At 59.7% G+C, this 19,437-nt stretch carries 17 protein-coding genes; 8 read left to right on the plus strand and 9 right to left on the minus strand.

Features of this window, described 5'->3' with window-relative positions; all coding sequences use genetic code 11:
* Positions 1-5: 5 nt before the first annotated feature.
* The gene (locus J3P77_RS00225) at positions 6-983 is read left to right on the plus strand and encodes a CobW family GTP-binding protein (RefSeq protein ID WP_434678840.1); all 978 of its coding nucleotides are present in this window, start codon (positions 6-8) and stop codon (positions 981-983) included.
* Positions 984-987: 4 nt separating this feature from the next.
* Here J3P77_RS00225 and J3P77_RS00230 read toward each other — a convergent pair whose 3' ends face one another.
* Positions 988-1,380, minus strand: a complete 393-nt coding sequence (locus J3P77_RS00230) for a DUF3301 domain-containing protein (RefSeq protein WP_434678841.1) — start codon at positions 1,378-1,380, stop codon at positions 988-990.
* A 113-nt stretch (positions 1,381-1,493) separates the two neighbouring features.
* Here J3P77_RS00230 and pdxY point away from each other — a divergent pair, with 113 nt between their 5' ends.
* Positions 1,494-2,360, plus strand: coding sequence for a pyridoxal kinase PdxY (pdxY, locus tag J3P77_RS00235; RefSeq protein WP_434678843.1), 867 nt, complete (start codon positions 1,494-1,496; stop codon positions 2,358-2,360).
* Positions 2,361-2,414: 54 nt separating this feature from the next.
* On the opposite strand, the gene J3P77_RS00240 is transcribed toward pdxY, so the two are convergent.
* Positions 2,415-2,900, minus strand: coding sequence for an acyl-CoA thioesterase (locus J3P77_RS00240; RefSeq protein ID WP_434678844.1), 486 nt, complete (start codon positions 2,898-2,900; stop codon positions 2,415-2,417).
* A gap of 302 nt (positions 2,901-3,202) precedes the next feature.
* On the opposite strand from J3P77_RS00240, the gene J3P77_RS00245 reads away from it, so the two are divergent.
* Complete coding sequence (locus J3P77_RS00245; protein WP_434678845.1) at positions 3,203-4,966, plus strand: cation:proton antiporter; 1,764 nt, start codon at positions 3,203-3,205, stop codon at positions 4,964-4,966.
* Between the two features lie 34 nt (positions 4,967-5,000).
* Here J3P77_RS00245 and J3P77_RS00250 read toward each other — a convergent pair whose 3' ends face one another.
* From J3P77_RS00250 to uvrD, 3 genes are all read right to left on the minus strand, one after another.
* Positions 5,001-5,408, minus strand: coding sequence for an SMI1/KNR4 family protein (locus J3P77_RS00250; protein ID WP_434678846.1), 408 nt, complete (start codon positions 5,406-5,408; stop codon positions 5,001-5,003).
* 131 nt (positions 5,409-5,539) lie between these two features.
* Positions 5,540-6,382, minus strand: a complete 843-nt coding sequence (locus J3P77_RS00255; RefSeq protein WP_434678847.1) for a Tim44 domain-containing protein — start codon at positions 6,380-6,382, stop codon at positions 5,540-5,542.
* A 315-nt stretch (positions 6,383-6,697) separates the two neighbouring features.
* A complete protein-coding gene (uvrD, locus tag J3P77_RS00260; protein WP_434678848.1) occupies positions 6,698-8,881 on the minus strand; it encodes a DNA helicase II in 2,184 nt (727 codons plus the stop codon).
* A gap of 294 nt (positions 8,882-9,175) precedes the next feature.
* Here uvrD and J3P77_RS00265 point away from each other — a divergent pair, with 294 nt between their 5' ends.
* The 3 genes from J3P77_RS00265 (at position 9,176) to J3P77_RS00275 (ending at position 13,066) form a co-directional block, all read left to right on the plus strand.
* The gene (locus J3P77_RS00265; protein ID WP_434678849.1) at positions 9,176-11,671 is read left to right on the plus strand and encodes a putative bifunctional diguanylate cyclase/phosphodiesterase; all 2,496 of its coding nucleotides are present in this window, start codon (positions 9,176-9,178) and stop codon (positions 11,669-11,671) included.
* A gap of 189 nt (positions 11,672-11,860) precedes the next feature.
* Positions 11,861-12,727: a transcriptional regulator HexR gene (hexR, locus tag J3P77_RS00270; RefSeq protein WP_434678850.1), complete on the plus strand. Its 867-nt coding sequence runs from the start codon at positions 11,861-11,863 to the stop codon at positions 12,725-12,727.
* 153 nt (positions 12,728-12,880) lie between these two features.
* Positions 12,881-13,066, plus strand: coding sequence for a PA3496 family putative envelope integrity protein (locus tag J3P77_RS00275; RefSeq protein WP_434682104.1), 186 nt, complete (start codon positions 12,881-12,883; stop codon positions 13,064-13,066).
* Here J3P77_RS00275 and J3P77_RS00280 read toward each other — a convergent pair.
* Positions 12,996-13,970 carry a LysR family transcriptional regulator gene (locus J3P77_RS00280; protein ID WP_434678851.1) on the minus strand — a complete coding sequence of 325 codons (975 nt, stop codon included), beginning with the start codon at positions 13,968-13,970 and terminating at the stop codon, positions 12,996-12,998. The genes J3P77_RS00275 and J3P77_RS00280 overlap by 71 nt on opposite strands.
* A 214-nt stretch (positions 13,971-14,184) precedes the next feature.
* Between J3P77_RS00280 and J3P77_RS00285 the strand changes: the two genes are divergently transcribed.
* Both J3P77_RS00285 and oadA read left to right on the plus strand, forming a co-directional pair.
* A complete protein-coding gene (locus tag J3P77_RS00285; RefSeq protein WP_434678852.1) occupies positions 14,185-15,600 on the plus strand; it encodes an acetyl-CoA carboxylase biotin carboxylase subunit in 1,416 nt (471 codons plus the stop codon).
* Positions 15,601-15,611: 11 nt separating this feature from the next.
* On the plus strand, positions 15,612-17,435 hold the full coding sequence (gene oadA / locus J3P77_RS00290; RefSeq protein ID WP_434678854.1) for a sodium-extruding oxaloacetate decarboxylase subunit alpha: 1,824 nt from the start codon (positions 15,612-15,614) through the stop codon (positions 17,433-17,435).
* 130 nt (positions 17,436-17,565) lie between these two features.
* Here the strand turns inward: oadA and J3P77_RS00295 are convergent, their stop codons facing one another.
* The 3 genes from J3P77_RS00295 to J3P77_RS00305 are packed head-to-tail and all read right to left on the minus strand — an operon-like array spanning position 17,566 to position 19,359.
* Positions 17,566-18,249, minus strand: coding sequence for a GNAT family N-acetyltransferase (locus tag J3P77_RS00295; RefSeq protein WP_434678855.1), 684 nt, complete (start codon positions 18,247-18,249; stop codon positions 17,566-17,568).
* Between the two features lie 28 nt (positions 18,250-18,277).
* Entirely contained in the window at positions 18,278-18,724 is a 447-nt protein-coding gene (locus J3P77_RS00300) for a GNAT family N-acetyltransferase (protein ID WP_434678856.1), read from the minus strand.
* A complete protein-coding gene (locus tag J3P77_RS00305) occupies positions 18,721-19,359 on the minus strand; it encodes an FMN-binding negative transcriptional regulator (protein ID WP_434678858.1) in 639 nt (212 codons plus the stop codon). The genes J3P77_RS00300 and J3P77_RS00305 overlap by 4 nt, the downstream gene beginning before the upstream one ends.
* Positions 19,360-19,437: the final 78 nt, after the last annotated feature.

Raw genomic sequence — 19,437 nt, forward strand, 5'->3', positions numbered from 1 at the left:
CCCCAATGCTGCGCAATATCCCTACTCATGTCATCGGCGGCCCGCTGGGCGCCGGCAAGACCAGCCTGATCGGTCATCTTCTGGCGAACAAGCCGGCGAACGAACGATGGGCAGTGCTGATCAACGAGTTCGGTCAGGTCGGCCTGGACGCAGCGTTGTTGACCACGGCTGCCGATGGTATCGCACTTGGCGAAGTGGCTGGCGGCTGCCTGTGCTGTGTGAATGGAGTGCCGTTTCAGATTGGTCTGTCGCGCTTGCTGCGCAAGGCCAGGCCGGACCGGCTGCTGATCGAGCCTTCGGGCCTTGGCCATCCGGCGCAGTTGATGGCGCAGTTGCGTGAGGCTCCCTGGCGCGGCGTGCTGAGCGTACAGCCCAGCGTCGTTGTTCTGGATGCGCCAGCTTTGGCGGCAGGACAGCCGCTATCGGCCAGCCAGCAGGATGCACTGGCCGAAGCAGGCCTGCTTTTGATGAACAAATCCGACGCGCTCGACGTCAGGTCGCGCGACCAGCTGGCGGACCGCTTCAAAGAGTATTCGCTAGCCTGGGCCAGGTACGGCCAGATCGAGGGCTCGCTTGTGCCAGGTTTCAGTGCGTCAACCAGCCAGACTGTGGACAACTCGCCTGTGGATAAGCTTACGCTGCAGACAGGTGCTGACCAGCTGCCCGCAGTGTGGATAAGTTCGCGGGAGCCTCTATGTTTCAGTCATGCAGGTGAAGGTGGCTGGAGCGTCGGCTGGCGTTGGCATCCGTCTCAGCGCTTCGATCTGACGCGTTTGCGGCAATGGTTGGAAGGCGAAGACTGGCTACGTGCAAAACTGGTGGTTCAGGGACCAACAGGCTGGGTTTCAGGTAATGCTGTTCGAGGCGCTCAGATCGTATGGCGACCCAGCGAGTGGCGTCGGGATTCTCGGCTGGAGCTCATTTTCAGTGCGCCACGTGAGGTTGCGCCGTTGCAGGCAGTCCTGGGCGACTGTCGAATCTGAGCCTTTACTGTTTCCACTTCTGATGCGACTGACGCCACTCGTCCATCTGAATGATCTCCGCGCTGGGTGGCGGCGTTTTCATTTCGAACGGGTAGGGGGCCAGTTCGATCTGCGCGGTGTGGGCTCCAAACATAGTGATGGTGCCGGGATGCCGCTGTTCGCCAGTCACTGTGAACTCGAAGTTATAGATCCGCGCCAGACGCTTCCGACCCTGGGCATCGGGCGTGAATGTGAGGCGACGCAATGCGACATTGTCGTCCAGAAGTTCGAGATCCAGACGCGCGCAATGCTGTTTCACCCGCTCCAGCGCTCTCTCGCGCAGGCCGTGAGCGTGCCACAACCAGGCGCCAGCGGTCGCGAACAGCATCAGCACGAAAATGTTTCCCAAGGTCAGCATGACGAGTTGCTCCAACAAGGAGGCTCCAGCTTAACTGCCTGAAGCGATTTACAGCCATACTGCGCGCCTTATATTTCTTATTACTGCTTTTGCATCGTGTTCAGGATCTGCCAATGAAACGTACCCCTCACTTGCTCGCCATCCAGTCCCACGTGGTATTCGGCCATGCCGGCAACAGTGCAGCGGTGTTCCCGATGCAGCGTATCGGGGTAAATGTCTGGCCGCTCAATACGGTTCAGTTCTCCAACCACACGCAATACAAGCACTGGACGGGCGAAGTCTTGGCGCCGCAGCAGATCCCGGCGCTGATCGACGGTATCGCGGCGATTGGCGAGTTGGGCAACTGTGATGCCGTGTTGTCTGGTTATCTGGGCAGCGCGGCGCAAGGACGGGCAATTCTGACGGGCGTGGCGCGCATCAAGGCTGCCAACCCGAACGCGTTGTATCTTTGCGATCCAGTCATGGGGCACCCGGAAAAGGGTTGCATCGTGCCGGCTGAAGTCAGTGACTTTCTGCTGGATGAAGCGGCGGCAGTGGCTGATTTCCTTTGTCCGAACCAGCTGGAGCTGGACAGCTTTTCAGGTCGCAAGCCGGAATCGTTGCATGACTGCCTGAGCATGGCGCGCGCGCTGTTGCGCCGTGGTCCGAAAGCAGTGGTTGTCAAACACCTGGATTATCCGGGCAAGCCGGCCGATGGTTTCGAGATGCTGCTGGTTACCGCCGACGCCAGTTGGCACCTGCGTCGTCCGCTGCTCGCATTCCCGCGCCAGCCAGTCGGGGTCGGCGATCTGACGTCCGGCCTGTTCCTGGGGCGGATCCTGCTGGGCGATGATCTGGTTGCCGCGTTCGAGTACACCGCAGCGGCGGTCCATGAGGTGCTGCTGGAAACCCAGGCATGCGGCAGCTATGAGCTGGAGCTGGTGCGCGCCCAGGACCGCATCGCTCATCCGCGCGTCAGGTTCGAAGCGGTGCGCCTCTGACCCTTTGCGGCCTTTTGCTCGCGCTGGCTGTGCGCAGCGCGAGCGTGAATGGCCTCAGAGCGATTCTTCCTTGATCTCCTGATAGCGCTTTTCCAGCTCCTGACGGATCTGACGGCGCTGTTGAGCCTGAACGTACCGACGCTTGCCGTCCGCGGTTTCCGGCTCCAGCGGCGGCACGCTGGCAGGTTTGCGATTGTCGTCCACGGCAACCATCGTGAAGAAACAGCTGTTGGTATGACGCACCGAGCGTTCACGGATATTTTCCGTGACCACTTTGATGCCGACTTCCATCGAGGTGTTGCCGGTGTAGTTCACCGATGCCAGAAAGGTCACCAGCTCGCCGACATGGACCGGCTCGCGAAAGATCACCTGATCCACCGAAAGCGTCACTACGTAGCGCCCTGCATAGCGGCTGGCACATGCGTAGGCGACTTCATCAAGGTACTTGAGCAGCGTACCGCCATGTACATTGCCAGAGAAGTTGGCCATGTCCGGGGTCATCAATACAGTCATCGACAGCTGGGCGTTTCCGGGTTCCATAGCGTACTCGCACGGTCAAGGTATGTAGTTGGCGCCTCAGGCTGGCGCTCGTAGTCAGTGCGTCTCGCAACGACAGTTATCGGGACGCTGCCAGGCCGATGGCCGTCACGCAGCCTTCCTATCTGTTTCCATATATTGCATCGACATTCTGACAGAGAGTGCGGTGTTAACCTGCCAAAACCCGTGGATCGGGGTTTTTCCTACACGTTTATCAGACTTCGTGACGGCTGACTGAAGCGCTTTCTCTTCGGACCGGCCGTTGACTAAGCGTCGATATCACCACACTCAAGGAGCCGTAAACCATGCATGCCATCAACTTCATTCAGGACTTGGCAGTGATCATGCTGGTGGCGGGTGTGGTGACCGTTCTGTTTCATCGTCTGAAGCAACCGGTGGTACTCGGCTATATCGTCGCCGGCTTCATCATCGGGCCACATACACCGCCCGTTGGCCTGATCCACGATGAGGAAACCATCAAGACGCTTGCCGAACTCGGGGTCATCTTCCTGATGTTCTGCCTGGGCCTTGAGTTCAGCCTGCGCAAGCTGTTCAAGGTCGGAGCCACGGCGTTCATCGCGGCGTTTCTGGAAATCGCGCTGATGATCTGGATCGGCTACGAGATCGGCCAGTTCTTCGGCTGGAAGACCATGGATTCGCTGTTCCTCGGCGCGATTCTCGCGATCTCCTCGACCACGATCATCGTCAAGGCCCTTAATGACCTGAAGATGAAAAACCAGCGCTTCGCCCAGCTGATCTTTGGTGTGCTGATCGTCGAGGACATTCTTGGCATCGGCATCATCGCTCTGCTTTCCGGCATCGCCGTCAGTGGCACGGTCAGCTCGGGAGAAGTGTTCTCGACCGTGGGCAAGCTGTCGTTGTTCATGATCGTGGCGCTGGTCATCGGCATTCTGCTGGTGCCGCGCCTGCTGGCCTACGTTGCGCGTTTCGAGAGCAATGAAATGCTGCTGGTGACCGTGCTGGGGCTGTGCTTCGGCTTCTGTCTGCTGGTGGTGAAACTTGAATACAGCATGGTACTGGGCGCGTTCCTGATCGGCGCGATCATGGCCGAGTCGCGGCAGCTGGTGAAGATCGAGCGCCTGGTCGAGCCCATCCGTGACATGTTCAGTGCCATTTTCTTCGTAGCCATCGGCCTGATGATCGACCCCGGTATTCTGCTTGAGTACGCCTGGCCCATCGCTGTAATCACCGTTGCTGTCGTGCTGGGCAAGATGCTGTCTTGCGGGCTGGGGGCCATTATCGCAGGCAATGACGGCCGTACTTCGCTGCGTGTAGGCATGGGGCTGTCCCAGATCGGCGAGTTTTCTTTCATCATCGCGGCATTGGGGATGACGCTGCAGGTCACCAGCGACTTTCTCTATCCGGTCGCCGTCGCGGTATCGGCGATCACCACGCTACTGACGCCTTATCTGATTCGCGGTGCCGATCCGCTGTCTCACAAGCTGGCGACGATCATGCCGCAACGTTTGGCCCGAGTATTCGGCATGTATGGCGAATGGCTGCGCAGTATCCAGCCGCACGGGCAGGGTGCAGTGCTGGCGTCGATGATCCGGCGCATCCTGTTGCAGGTCGGCGTCAACCTGGCGCTGGTCATGGCGATCTTTTTCAGCGGCAGTTACTTTGCCGAGCGTTTGGGCGGCTATATGAGCGAGTGGGTCGATGACGTCGGCGTGCAGAAGGCCTGGATCTGTGGCGCTGCAGTCGTTCTGTCGCTGCCGTTCCTGATCGCGGCTTACCGAAAGCTCAAGGCACTCTCAATGTTGCTGGCGGAGATGGGCGTCAAACCTGAGATGGCGGGGCGCCATACGGCGCGCGTGCGCAAGGTGGTGGCGGAGGTCATTCCGTTGCTGTCGCTTGTGGTGATTTTCATCATGCTGGCTGCCTTGTCGGCGAGCATCGTGCCGACAAGAGAATCGCTGATCATCATTCTGCTGGTTGCAGCACTGGTGGCCGCAGTGTTGTGGCGCTGGTTCATCCGCGTGCACACGCGGATGCAGATCGCCTTGCTGGATACACTGGGTAATAACAGCGAGTCCTCCGGGCATTGAGCCCGGGGATCTCTATCGGTCTGAGCGGGATGACTCAGCTTTCCAGCCAGACATCCCGAGCCCAGTGCCAGACCGACTCCCAGTTCTCTTCGGTCACCAGTTCTTCCTCGCCGGACCACAGCACCACGGTGCCGTCTTCTTCGACGCAGTAATAGTCGTCACCGTCCTGGCAGAGCGGGATCAGCTCGCGCGGCACGCCGTCATCCCAGGCCTGGGCGGCGACGTCAGGCAGATAGGTGTGAGACTGCGGATCGGTCACGGTAACCGGCTCCAGACTGCCGTACACCACATCGCTCACCGTCAGGAGGAATTCCTTGAAGACAAAAGGAATGTTGATGAAAAGCTGTTCCTCGATCTCGACGAGGAGGTCTTCATCCGGCAGTTCGAGCGGAACCGGGACCTTCTCGTTGGCTTCACGCAGTTGTTCGATGACTTCTTCCACGACACGATCCTCTTACTTGATGGCGCGGGTTATACAGTAGCGTAAAGGCTTTCTCAAAATAACTATCCGTTCGGACAGAACAAAAAAACCCCGGACTTGTCCGGGGTCTGAACGCGAGAACGGTTTCTGGTTCAACCGTTCTGGCGAATTCCTGCCACCAGCCATGGCTGGTTGTCGCCTTGAGCACGCTCCATGTTCCAGCTTTCGCTGAACGCCTCGCCCTGGTCGAAGCGCGAGGTTTTGGAAATTCCGGAGAAAGTCAGGGTAGCGATGGTCTTGTCAGCGCGATCATCCACGCCGTCCAGCTGGACATTCAGGTTGTCGATGTAAGTCGACTGGAAGCCATCACCCAGGTCCGCACGTTCTTTTTTCAGGAACTGCAGCATTTGTGGCGTGACGTACTCGGCGATCTTGTCCATCTCGTCGGCGTCCCAGTGCTGCTGCAGCGCCTGGAAGTGATTGCGCGCCGCTTCCAGGAAGCGCTCCTCGTTGAACCAGGCTGGAGCGTTGATCACCGGCGCCGCGGCGGACGATGAAGTGCTGCCGAAGATCGGGTTCTGAACCGGCTGAGCGGTCTCACGCTGGTATGGCGCACCGGCACCGGCCATTTTCGGCTGTTGCTGCTGCCGACGGCGCGCGATGAAGCGGAAGATCAGGAAGGCGATCAGGCCCATGATCAGGATGTCGAACAGCTGCAAGCCGTTGAAGCCGTCACCCATGAACATCGAGGCCAGCAGACCGCCTGCGGCGATACCGGCCAGAGGACCTAGCCAACGAGAAGCACCGCTGGCGGCAGGCGCCGGGCGTCCGGCAGCGTTAGGCGCTGCGGCAGGTGTGGAAGGAGCAGTTTGGCGCGCCTGATGGGACGGCGCGGAGCCCATGCTCTTGCCACCACCAAAACGCGCGGCGTTGACATCCAGGCTCATGGTGAGCCCGATGCACAGCGCCATAGCGATGCTGAGAAAACGTTGCATAAGGGTAATCCCGTTTTGTGAATTGCACGGTCGACATGTTGCACACCACATAGGACTGTGGCTAGCGGCTTAATGTTTCGGACTTTTGCACGAGCGGTGTAGGAAGAGTCAGATCAGCCTGTAAGACATCATCCGTAGGAGCTGGCTTGCCTGCGATCTGGCGCGCAGCGGCAGCAGGTCAGGCGCCTTCGCCGTGCCAGACACACCGCATCCAACCCAGTTGCTGCCGGTTCCCGGCAGATCGCAGGCAAGCGGAGCGCCGCCCGGCCAGCTCCTACTGGGCGTATCGTTAACGTTGCCCCAACAAGCCCAGTCCTACAACGCCACGAGCTTCGCGTACCCCATCATCAGCCACTTGCTGCCTTCGGCGAAGTTGACCTGCACCCTGGCCTGGGCGCCGGCGCCTTCGAAATTGAGGATTACGCCCTCACCAAACACAGCATGTTGCACGCGCTGCCCCAGCTTGAAGTCGGTCTCGGGGATTCCGGCGCCACTGAACAGGCTGCTGTTGCTGACTTTCTGGGTGCCGCCGAATGGGCGACTGACGCTGTTGGACAGTCGCACTTCCTGGATCAGAGCCGGAGGGATTTCCCGTACGAAACGCGACACCTTGTTGTAGGTTTCGCTGCCATAGAGGCGACGGGTCTCGGCATAGGTCATCACCAGCTGCTTCATGGCGCGGGTAATGCCCACGTACGCCAGGCGGCGTTCTTCTTCCAGACGGCCCGGCTCTTCCAGGCTCATCTTGTGCGGGAACAGTCCTTCTTCCATACCCACCAGGAAGACGTGGGGAAACTCCAGACCCTTGGCGCTGTGCAGCGTCATCAGCTGGATGCTGTCTTCGTGCTCCTGAGCCTGGGTATCGCCGGCCTCCAGCGAAGCGTGGCCGAGGAATGCCGCCAGCGGCGTCAGCTCTTCGTCGTCTTCAGTGTTTTCGAAGTTGCGCGCGGCGCTGACCAGTTCCTCAAGGTTTTCTACCCGCGCCTGACCCTTTTCACCTTTTTCCTGCTGGTGGTAGTCGATCAGCCCGGATTGCTCAATGACAGTCTGGGTCATCAGATGCAGCGGCATCTCCATGACCTTGGCCGACAGGTTTTCGATCAGCTCGATGAATGCGCCCAGCGCGCTGGCGGCCCGACCGGTCAGCCCTTTGTTGGCGATCAGCAGGCGCATGGCCTCCCACATCGACACATCGGAGTGCCGCGCATGCTCGCGGATCGCTTCGACTGTCTTCTCACCAATGCCACGCGGCGGGACATTGATCACGCGCTCAAGCGCTGAATCGTTGCCGCGCCCTTCAAGCAGACGCAGGTACGCCATCGCATTCTTGATTTCCGCGCGTTCGAAGAAGCGCTGGCCGCCGTAGATCCGATACGGAATGCGCTCGCGCAGCAAGGCTTCTTCAAGTACCCGGGACTGGGCGTTGGAGCGATAGAGGATGGCAATATCGTTACGGGCGATGCCGGTCTTGAGCACGCTCTCGATGGTCTCGACGACGTAACGCGCTTCATCGTGTTCGTTGAACGCCGCGTACAGGTTGATCAGCTCGCCTTCGCCGACGTCGGTCCACAATTCTTTGCCAAGCCGGCCGCTGTTGTTGACGATCAGCCCGTTGGCAGCCTTGAGGATGCTCGCCGTGGAGCGGTAGTTCTGCTCAAGGCGGATGACCTCGGTATCAGGGAAGTCACCGGAATACTGGTGAATGTTCTCGATCTTGGCGCCGCGCCAGCCATAAATGGACTGATCGTCATCGCCGACCACCATCAGGCTGTCTCCGCCTTTCGCCAACAGACGCAACCAGGCGTACTGCACGGCGTTGGTGTCCTGGAACTCGTCGACCAACACGTGGCGGAAACGACGCTGGTAGTGTTCCAGCAGGCCGGGGTTATTGCGCCACAGGTCAAGCGCACGCAACAGCAGTTCGGAGAAGTCGATGACCCCTGCACGCTGGCAAGCGGTCTCGTAAGCTTCGTAAATGCTGCGCATGGTGGTCAGGAACAGGTCGCCGCTGGCCTGAATATGCTGTGGCCGCAAACCTTCGTCTTTCTGGCCGTTGATGAACCACTGCGCCTGACGCGCCGGCCAGCGCTGTTCATCGAGGCCAAGCTCACGAATAACCCGCTTCACCAGCCGCTGCTGGTCGTCACTGTCAAGAATCTGGAAGGTCTGGACCAGACCGGCTTCCTGCCAGTGCGAGCGCAGCAGCCGGTGAGCAAGCCCGTGGAAGGTGCCCACCCACATACCGGCCGGGCTGATACCCATCAGCTGCTCGATGCGATGGCGCATTTCGGCAGCGGCCTTGTTGGTGAACGTCACCGACAGGATCGAATGCGGGGAGGCTTGCTCGACCTGCATCAACCAGGCGATGCGATGCACCAGCACACGGGTTTTGCCGGAACCAGCGCCGGCCAGAACCAACTGACGACCCAGCGAGGCTGCTACGGCCTGTCGCTGGGCATCGTTGAGGGAATTGAGAAGCAGAGAGAGATCATCGCGCATCGGCGCATTCTAGGGTGCCACGCCATGTCGGGCAAACCATGCTTTGCTCGCGGCTGTAAAAATTCGCAGGTGCTGACGACCGGTCATGTCGGCCCGCAAGTGGCAGAGGCCGTGGTTCAGGCCCGCAACACATTATGTCGACCAGTCGGCGGTTGGACGGTTTTATCCGATCGGGCGGTTTGGTCGATGCAAGCCCTTGTGTATGCTCACTCCACGCGCGGAGCCAAGGCTTTGTACCTTGCCGACATAAAGCGGCAGGGCATGGACAAGCCGAACAATGACAAGAATAACGCCATGACAGATCGTTTCAGCGCGGACCATGCCCCCGAGGGCAGCAGTCGCCGCGGCATTCTCAAACAGTTCGCGACTCAGCTTGAAGTCGAGCGCACGCGTCTTCTGTATCAGGGGTCTCTGCTGCCGACGCTTCTGATGTCCATCAATGGTCTGGCGTGCGCCTGGCTGTTATGGGGGCCGGAGCGTTACCTCATGGTCAGCATCTGGCTGGGATGGCTGTCGGCACTGGTGTGCCTGCGGATTTCCCAGGTTGCAGCATTTCGTTCCGCTTCACCCGAGCGTCAGGCATTGCCAATCTGGCGGCGCATGTTCCTGCTGGGCGCGGCTGCCAGCGGACTGACGCTGGCGGCGGCTGCGATGGTGGTGGTGCCGGTCGAGAACTTCGAGCAGCAGGCGTGGGTGTTCGGCATGGTTGGCGCTGCCACGCTTTGCGCCAGCGTGGCCTACGCGGTGAGCGTCCCGGCGTTTCTCACATTCACTCTGCCTTGTCTGGTACCACCGATCCTTTATGTAGTCCTGGGCGAAAATATTCCACATCGCGGCTGGGGCTGGCTGGGCCTGATCCTGTTGATGGCACTGATCGTCGTTGCCTGGCAGATCAACGGCCTGATCCTGCGCAGCCTGCTGCACCGCTTTCAGAATCAGGCATTGATCGATAATTTGCAGCAGGCCCAGACGCGCAGTGCGCAGCTCAACAAGGAACTGGCCCGGGAAATCGAGCAGCGGCGTCAGGCCGAAGCCGGTTTGATAGAAGCGCAGGCCGGGCTCGAAAGCCGAGTTGCGCAGCGCACCCTGGAGCTGCAGGAAGCCAACCTGGCATTGAGCCAAAGCCCACCGCGTCTCGCCGCGACCGTCTTTGAAGCGGCCAGCGAAGGCATCGTCATTTTCGATCCGGACTACAACGTCCTCACCGTCAACCAGGCTTTCAGCCGCCTGACAGGCTATGAGCCGCAAGACGTCATCGGGCGCAAGGCAATGGACATCGCCAGCAGCCGGGACGCCCGTCGTCACTTTCAGAGTATTCGCCAGGCGCTCGAACAGACTGGCCGCTGGCAGGGAGAGCTGATTGAAACGCGCAAGAACGGTGAGCTCTATCCGCAATGGCTTCAGCTCAGCGCCGTGCACGATATGGCAGGCAACGTTAGCCATATTGTCGGTTTTCTGGCCGATCTTTCCGCACGGCGCGAGTCTGAAGAGCGCATGCGTTACCTCACTCACTTCGACGAATTGACCGGCTTGGCCAATCGCTCATTGTTCAAAGAACGGCTGCGCGAGGCCAATCAGCGCGTGCGGCAGGGTGGTCGAAGCCTGGCGCTGCTACATGTCAATCTGGACCGTTTCAAGCTGCTCAATGAAAGTCTCGGGCATGAAGTGGCCGACCAGTTGCTCAAACAGGTGGCGCGACGACTGACCAGCGCGCTGCCGGAAGCCGATACCATCGCGCGGCTTTCGGGCGACGAGTTTGCGGTGCTGTTCGACGCCTACGGCAACCTGTCGAGTCTGGCGCGTGTTACCAGCCGTCTGCTGACCAAACTGCGTACCCCGTTGTCGGTAGCGGGCCACGAACTGGTGGTCAGCGCTTCGGTGGGTATCAGCCTGTTGCCCGACTCGGCGCGGGAAATCTCGGCGCTTGTCAGTCAGGCGAACATGGCGATGCAGCATGCCAAGCACCTGGGCGGCAACAACTTCCAGTTCTTCACCGAAAGCCTGCAAGCCAGCACCTTGGAACGGCTGCAACTGGAGATTCAGCTGCGCAAGGCCATCGAAGAGCGACAGTTGCAGGTCTTTTACCAGCCCAAGCTCAGCCTGCGCAGCGGCCGCATGGATGCCGTCGAGGCGTTGGTGCGCTGGCGGCATCCGGAGCGTGGCATGGTGCCACCGGGTGAATTCATCGGGCTGGCGGAGGAGACCGGACTGATCGGCGCCATCGGCGAGATCGTGCTGCGCCAGGCCTGCTGGCAAGCATGCGAATGGCAACGTCAGGGGCTCAAACCTATTCGGGTATCGGTCAATCTCTCGGTTCATCAGTTGCGTCAGGGCAAGCTGGTCAGCCTGGTCCGGCAAGTGCTCGAAGAAACCGGCCTGGCCCCGCAGCATCTGGAGCTGGAACTGACCGAAAGCCAGTTGCTGGACAGTGTCGAACACATCATCGCGACGTTCCGGCAGCTTCAGGAGCTGGGGGTGAAATTGGCCATCGACGATTTCGGCACCGGCTACTCTTCACTGAGCTATCTCAAACGCTTCCCGGTGGACTACGTGAAGATCGACCAGGCGTTCATCCGCGGGCTGGGTGAAGGTACCGAAGACGCAGCCATTATTCAGGCGATCATCTCCATGGCCCATAGTCTGAACCTTCAGGTCGTGGCCGAAGGCGTGGAAAATCAGGAGCAACTGGAATTCCTCCAGGAGCATGGTTGCGACGAGGTTCAGGGTTATCTGATCAGCAGGCCGGTTGAAGCCGATGATCTGGTCGGGGTGCTGAGCCGCACTCCGTAGGAAACGGGCGGCCACGTTGTAATGCTTGGCGACCAATGTAGGATTATTCCCACAAAAAAGACTGCTATGTCCTTCCATGACTTGTTTGAGCGGTTCCGGGCTCGTTTAACTGGGCGGCTCGCAGGTCATGTAGTATAACTACAAAAAAGCTACAACCTTGCCCACTGCACCTTATATAGAGTCCGTCCATTGAATCTGCTGCAACACATCGGCCAGTCACGTCATCTGCTGCGCAAATCGGAGCTCAAGGTAGCCGATCATGTGCTGCTCGACCCTGCGGCTGTAATGCACAGTTCCATGGCTGATCTGGCGCACAGCGTCGGTATCAGCGAGCCCACTATCGTGCGCTTCTGTCGTGCGATCGGCTGCACCGGTTTTCAGGACCTCAAACTCAAGTTGGCGCAAAGCCTCGCCGCTGGCGCGAGCTTCGGCCAGTTTGCGATTCATGAAGACGATTCCGTCGCCGACTTCAGCCTGAAGATCTTCGACACCACCTTGCACACCTTGATGGAAGTGCGGGAGAACCTGGATTCCCATGCTTTGCAGCAGGCGGTCACGGCCATGGCTGGCGCCAATCGGGTGGAGTTCTACGGGTTCGGCGCGTCCGGCGCGGTGGCTGCCGACGCCCAGCACAAGTTCTTCCGTTTGCTGCTGACGGCCGCTGCCTATTCAGACCCGCATATGCAGGCGATGTCGGCGGTCACGCTCAAGCCTACGGATGTGGCCGTGTGCATTTCCCAGTCCGGCCGCTCCAAGGACTTGCTGATCACAGCCAACCTGGTGCGCGAGAGCGGCGCTACATTGGTCACGCTGTGCCCGAGCCAGACGCCGCTGGCAGAACTGTCTTCAGTCAATCTGGCCATCGACGTGCATGAGGACACGGAAATCTACACGCCATTGACCTCACGTATCGCCCACCTGGTGGTGATCGACGTACTGGCGATGGGCGTTGCCATGGCGCGCGGCCCGACGCTGGTCAACCATCTCAAGAGCGTGAAGCGCAGCCTGCGCGGGCTGCGGCTGTCGCCCAAATCGATCAAGACGCATGACGACTGAGTCCGCCTTCAGCCTCGTCCGTCCTTAAAATTCATCGATCTGTCACCTGCGCGCCGTCTAATCGTCACTGCCGATGCCCATTCTGATGCTCCCACACCACGTATTGGGAGACAGAACATGGCTCGGCACTACGATGATTTACCCAAAAGCGCTGTGAAAACCCGCCGTCAGCAGGAAGACCAGCGCCGCATGGAGTTCCGCCGCGCAATCGAGAGCTACTGTGAAGCGCGCCAGCTCAATCAGGATCTGTGTGATTACCTCGACAACGCTACTGACCATCTCTGGCAGGTAGCGATGCCTCCCGAGGACGGCCGTCGAAACGTTCGACAAGCTGGCTGATCTGCGACCTCTCAGTGCGGATGAACCCGAGAAACGCATGCGCGACAGGCGACAGACGTTTATCTCGGGCCTGCACGACGCACCAGCTGCGGTATAACGGCAGCTCCGCCACGGGCAGCTCTTTGAGAGTGCCGGTGGCGAGCTCCTGACTGACGGCATGCCGCGTCAACATGGCCAGCCCCAGGCCGGCGATCACGCATTCACGCTGCGCTTCGCTGGATGACACTTCCAGTGTCTGGGTGAAATGCACCCGTTTTTCCTTGAAGTATTCCTCGCACGCCCGTCGCGTTCCCGAGCCGGACTCGCGAATCAGCAGCGGCCAGGGCTCCAGGTCCTGAAGGCTCAGCTGTTCCGCTGTGCAAAGCGGATGATCCGGTGGCGCGACGGCCACGATCGGATTGTTGAGGAACGGCAGAAACTCCAGGCCCATGTCCTGCGGCACCATCGACATCACCACCAGATCGTCGCGATTGTCCGAAAGACGCCTGATGACCTGAGCACGATTGACTACGGTCAGGTTCAGACTCACTTCCGGATGCTGGCGCTTGAATGCCGCAAACAGGTGCGGGACGAAATATTTGCAGCTCGATTCGATAGCCAGCTTCAGCTGCCCTTGCAGTGAACCCTGCATGTCCGACAGCTGCATATCGAGATTTTCCAGACGCCCGAAAATGTCGCGACTAGCCTGCTGCAAGGCTTCGGCCGCTTCGGTCAGGTAGAGTTTTTTGCCGACGTATTCGAACAGCGGCTGGCCGATCAGCTCTTCAAGCTGACGGATCTGCAGGCTCACAGCTGGCTGAGTAAGCGCCATTTCCTCCGCAGCACGGCTATAGGAGCGCAGGTCGCAGACCTCATTGAAAATCCGCAACTGACGCAATGTCATTCGCATCAATGACTTACGCATAAGTGCCGCTCCGGCCAATAGCTGAAGTGCTGACTATAAGCTTTTACTTATGCTCCTCCCAATTTTTATTCATTTTTGTTAATCACCGTTCCGGCTTAGGGTGGTCCTGCGTCATTGAGCCACATGCGCGGTTACAAGAGCCGGGTGCGCGATGCCGCCCCTGTGCCGACCGGCCCTTGATGGGCCGTTTGTCCTTATGGTTGAGGAAAAGCCAGTGATAACAAAAATCTTGATTGCCAACCGTGGAGAGATTGCCGTTCGCATCGTGCGCGCCTGCGCCGAGATGGGCATTCGCTCGGTGGCTATCTTTTCGGACGCGGACCGTCATGCCTTGCATGTCAAACGCGCGGACGAAGCCTATAGCATTGGCGCCGAACCTCTCGCGGGCTACCTGAACCCACGCAAGCTGGTGAATCTGGCCGTGGAAACCGGTTGCGATGCCTTGCACCCGGGCTACGGTTTCCTGTCAGAGAACGCGGAACTGGCGGAAATCTGTGCCGAACGAGGGGTCAAGTTCATTGGTCCCTCCGCTGAAGTGATTCGCCGGATGGGCGACAAGACCGAAGCGCGACGCAGCATGATCAAAGCGGGCGTGCCGGTGACGCCCGGCACCGAGGGCAATGTTGCCGATATCCACGAAGCGCTGCTCGAAGGCGACCGGATCGGTTATCCCGTCATGCTCAAGGCCACGTCCGGTGGCGGCGGGCGTGGCATTCGGCGCTGCAACAGTCGCGATGAGCTGGAACAGGCTTTCCCGCGGGTGATATCCGAAGCCACCAAGGCTTTTGGCTCTGCGGAAGTCTTTCTGGAAAAGTGCATCGTCAACCCCAAGCACATCGAAGCCCAGATACTGGGTGACAGCTTCGGTAATGTGGTGCATCTGTTCGAGCGTGACTGCTCGATCCAGCGCCGCAACCAGAAACTGATCGAGATTGCCCCCAGCCCGCAGCTGACCCCCGAGCAGCGCGCCTACATCGGCGACCTGTCGGTGCGTGCGGCCAAGGCGGTGGGCTACGAGAACGCCGGTACCGTGGAGTTTCTGCTCGCCGAGGGCGAGGTGTACTTCATGGAGATGAACACTCGCGTGCAGGTGGAACACACTATTACCGAGGAAATCACCGGCATCGACATCGTTCGCGAGCAGATCCGTATTGCCTCCGGCCTGCCGCTGTCGGTCAAGCAGGAAGACATCATCCACCGCGGCTTTGCACTGCAATTCCGGATCAACGCAGAAGATCCGAAGAACAACTTCTTGCCCAGCTTCGGCAAGATCACCCGTTACTACGCGCCTGGCGGCCCCGGCGTGCGAACCGATACGGCGATTTATACCGGTTACACCATCCCGCCGTTCTATGACTCGATGTGCCTCAAGCTGATCGTCTGGGCGTTGACCTGGGAAGAAGCCATGGACCGCGGCCTGCGCGCCCTGGATGACATGCGCGTGCAGGGTGTGAAAACCACAGCCGCCTATTACCAGGAAATCCTGCGCAATCCGGAATTCCGTAGCGGCCGGTTCAATACCAGCTTCGTGGAAAGTCATCCTGAACTGACCAACTACTCGATCAAGCGCAAACCCGAAGAGCTGGCCCTGGCCATCGCCGCCGCTATCGCCGCCCATGCGGGCCTGTGAGGATTAGAACAATGAGCAACTCTCAGACCACTAAACGTATCACCGTCACCGACACTGTCTTGCGTGACGCCCACCAGTCGTTGCTGGCAACCCGCATGCGCACCGAAGACATGCTGCCCATCTGCGACAAGCTCGACAGGGTCGGCTATTGGTCACTGGAAGTATGGGGCGGCGCAACCTTCGATGCGTGTGTGCGCTTTCTCAAGGAAGACCCATGGGAGCGCCTGCGCCAACTGCGTGCCGCGTTGCCCAACACCCGTTTGCAGATGCTGCTGCGTGGCCAGAACCTGCTCGGCTATCGCCATTACAGTGATGACGTGGTCAGGGCATTCGTGGCCAAGGCTGCTGACAATGGTATCGACGTGTTCCGCATCTTTGACGCCATGAACGACGTCCGGAACCTGCGGGTCGCCATCGAGGCAGTCAAAGCGGCGGGCAAGCATGCCCAGGGTACGCTCGCTTACACCACCAGCCCCGTCCACACCATCGATGCATTCGTTGCCCAGGCTCGGCAGATGGAAGCGATGGGCTGTGACTCGGTGGCGATCAAGGACATGGCCGGTCTGCTCACGCCTTATGCCACCGGCCAGCTGGTGACAGCGCTGAAAGCCGAACAATCGCTGCCGGTGTTCGTGCATTCCCACGACACAGCGGGTCTGGCGGCGATGTGTCAGCTCAAGGCCATCGAATGTGGCGCAGACCATATCGATACGGCCATTTCCAGCTTCGCCTGGGGCACCAGCCATCCAGGGACCGAATCGATGGTCGCTGCACTCAAGGACACCCAGTTCGACACGGGCCTGGATCTGGAGCTGTTGCAGGAAATCGGGCTGTACTTCTACGCGGTACGCAAGAAATACCACCAGTTCGAAAGCGAATTCACAGCGGTCGATACCCGGGTGCAGGTCAATCAGGTACCGGGGGGGATGATTTCCAACCTGGCGAATCAGCTCAAGGAGCAGGGCGCGCTGAACCGCATGAACGAGGTGCTGGCCGAGATTCCGCGTGTGCGCAAGGACCTTGGCTACCCGCCGCTGGTAACGCCGACTTCGCAGATCGTCGGCACCCAGGCGTTCTTCAACGTGCTGGCGGGTGAGCGCTACAAGACCATCACCAACGAGGTGAAGTTGTACCTTCAAGGCCGGTATGGCAAGGCGCCGGGGCAGGTCGACGAAAAGCTGCGTCGCCAGGCGATCGGCAACGAAGAATTGATCGACGTGCGACCGGCCGACCTGATCAAGCCGGAAATGGACAAGCTGCGCACCGAAATCGGCGCGCTGGCGCAGTCGGAAGAAGACGTGCTGACCTACGCGATGTTCCCCGATATCGGGCGCAAGTTCCTCGAAGAGCGCGCGGCCGGAACGCTGACGCCTGAAGCGTTGCTGCCGATCCCGGAAGCAGGCGCGGTTGCGCGGGCTGGCGGCGAGGGCGTGCCGACCGAGTTCGTCATCGACGTGCATGGCGAAACCTACCGCGTCGATATCACGGGTGTGGGCGTCAAGGCCGAAGGCAAGCGGCATTTCTACCTGTCCATCGATGGCATGCCCGAAGAAGTGGTGTTCGAACCGCTGAACGAGTTCGTCGGAGGCGGGGCCAGCAAGCGCAAACAGGCGCATGCGCCAGGTCACGTCAGCACCACCATGCCCGGCAATATCGTCGACGTGCTGGTCAAGGAAGGCGATCTGGTCAAGGCGGGTCAGGCGGTGCTGATCACCGAGGCGATGAAGATGGAAACCGAGGTTCAGGCATCCGTCGCCGGCAAGGTCGTGGCCATTCACGTTGCCAAGGGCGATCGCGTCAATCCTGGCGAAATACTGGTCGAGATCGAAAGCTGATACGTTTTACCTCTGGGGAGCCTTCATGGCTCCCTTTTTTTGCATTTGAGGCTCCCACATTCCTCGGACTTGTAGGAGCGGACTTGTCCGCGAATGGCCAGTGCAGGCGCAGCAGATGTATCGCTTGCAACTAACCCTTCGAATACGAGCGCTGCGCCTCCAGCCCCTCAATCTGCTGGCCATCCCTGAAGTTATCCACAGCCAGCCACGCTTCGAACCCTTTCTGCAACTCGGGCCATTCGCTGTCCAGCATCGAATACCAGGCAGTATCGCGATTCACGCCCTTGACTACCATGTGTTGGCGAAACGTACCTTCGTAACTGAAACCAAAGCGTTCTGCCGCACGCTTGGAGCGGGCGTTGTTGGCGTTGCACTTCCATTCCAGGCGGCGGTTGCCCAGCGCGAAAGCCTCTTTGGCCAGCAGATAGACCGCTTCGGTTCCTTTCGGCGTGCGCTGCATGGCGGCACCGAAGGTGACGTGACCGATCTCGATTCGACCGTGAGCGGGGAAAATCGACAGAAAGCTGATGATGCCTTCCGCTACGCCACTGTGTTGGTCGACCACTGCATAGAACCACGGGTCGGTTTGGCCGGCGTTGGTTTGCAGCCAGCTGTCGAACGCCCCACGTGTATGGAACGGGCCGTAAGGCAGATAATCCCACAGCAGCGGGTCAGCATTCGGCCCTTGCAGGGCTTGCCACAAGTCATCGGCATGGCAGGCAGCTTCGATTTTTTCAAGACGAATGAAGCGGCCTTCCAGGGTTCTGGTTTCGGGAAGCTTTGCGGGTTGCCAGTGCAGTTCGGTCTCGGACATGTGCAGGTTCCAGATATGAAAGCGATCGTCACAGCGCTTTGCGAAATTGAATGAAGCCACCGCGCTCGGCGATGCGTTCGTAAAGCTGAATGGCCGTCGCGTTTGTCTCGTGGGTCAGCCAGTGCACCTTATCGCAGCCGTCGGCCTTCGCGCTGGCGTAGACATGTTCGATAAGCAGCCTGCCCAATCCGGTGCCGCGCAGCTCTGGAATAACGAACAGGTCCTGAAGATAACACGCGTTATTCGTGCTCCAGTTGGAGCGATGGTAGATGAAGTTGACCATGCCCACGGCTCGCCCGTTTTGCCAGGCCAACGAGGCATGGGTCGGCTCGTTCGGGTCCAGCATGCGTTGCCAGGTCATCTGGCTCACGCTCTGATCGAGTTCTGTCTTGTAGAACGCCAGATAAGCGTGCCATAGCGGCAGCCATGCGGCGTGGTCTTCGGCAGTGACAGGGCGGATCTGCACGTCGTTCATGGCAGGGCTCCTGAGTTCATCGATCGCGCGATATCGCGATCTTGCGGATCGGCACTTGCAGCCAGACGATCATGTACGCCTGCATAGTCCTGCGCGCTGCGGTTCTGGCCGAGTTTGCGCTTGCCCTCAAGCCGTTCCACAGGCAACGCAAAACCAACGATGGCGCCAAGCATTTTGGCGATGTAATCGGCGGGCGCGTCGTCTACCGACCACGGCGGGTTGCGACCCGATTCATGCTTGTCCGTCAGCTCGCCAACCAACTGGCGCAGACGCTCAGCATCGGTGAACACCTCGGCCCGCCCATACGCGTGCACTGCCAGATAATTCCAGGTCGGCACGACCTTCTCGTGCTCGGCCTTGCTGGGGTAGTACGACGGGCTGATGTAGGCGTCTGCGCCGGAGAAGACCACCAGCGCCTCGCCACCTGCCGCCAGATCCCGCCATTGCGGGTTGGCCCTGGCCAGGTGGCCGTAAAGCGTACCGCACGCATCTGGCCCACGCCGCAGCAGCAAAGGCAGGTGCGATGCCTGTAAACCCTGCTCGCCATTGGTAATCAGCACAGCAAGCCGGGTCTGATCGATTTGATGCTGCATCGTGGGAATATCGGTTTCTTCAAAGGCTTTCGGTATGTACATGGACGTCTCCCGGACCGTTGAACAAATCCTAGGATGGGAATTGGCTCGGTGTAAGATCCATTCTTCACCGTTTTCATA

The organism is Pseudomonas sp. R1-18 (assembly GCF_051132095.1).
In the GTDB taxonomy this organism is placed as follows: Bacteria; Pseudomonadota; Gammaproteobacteria; order Pseudomonadales; family Pseudomonadaceae; genus Aquipseudomonas.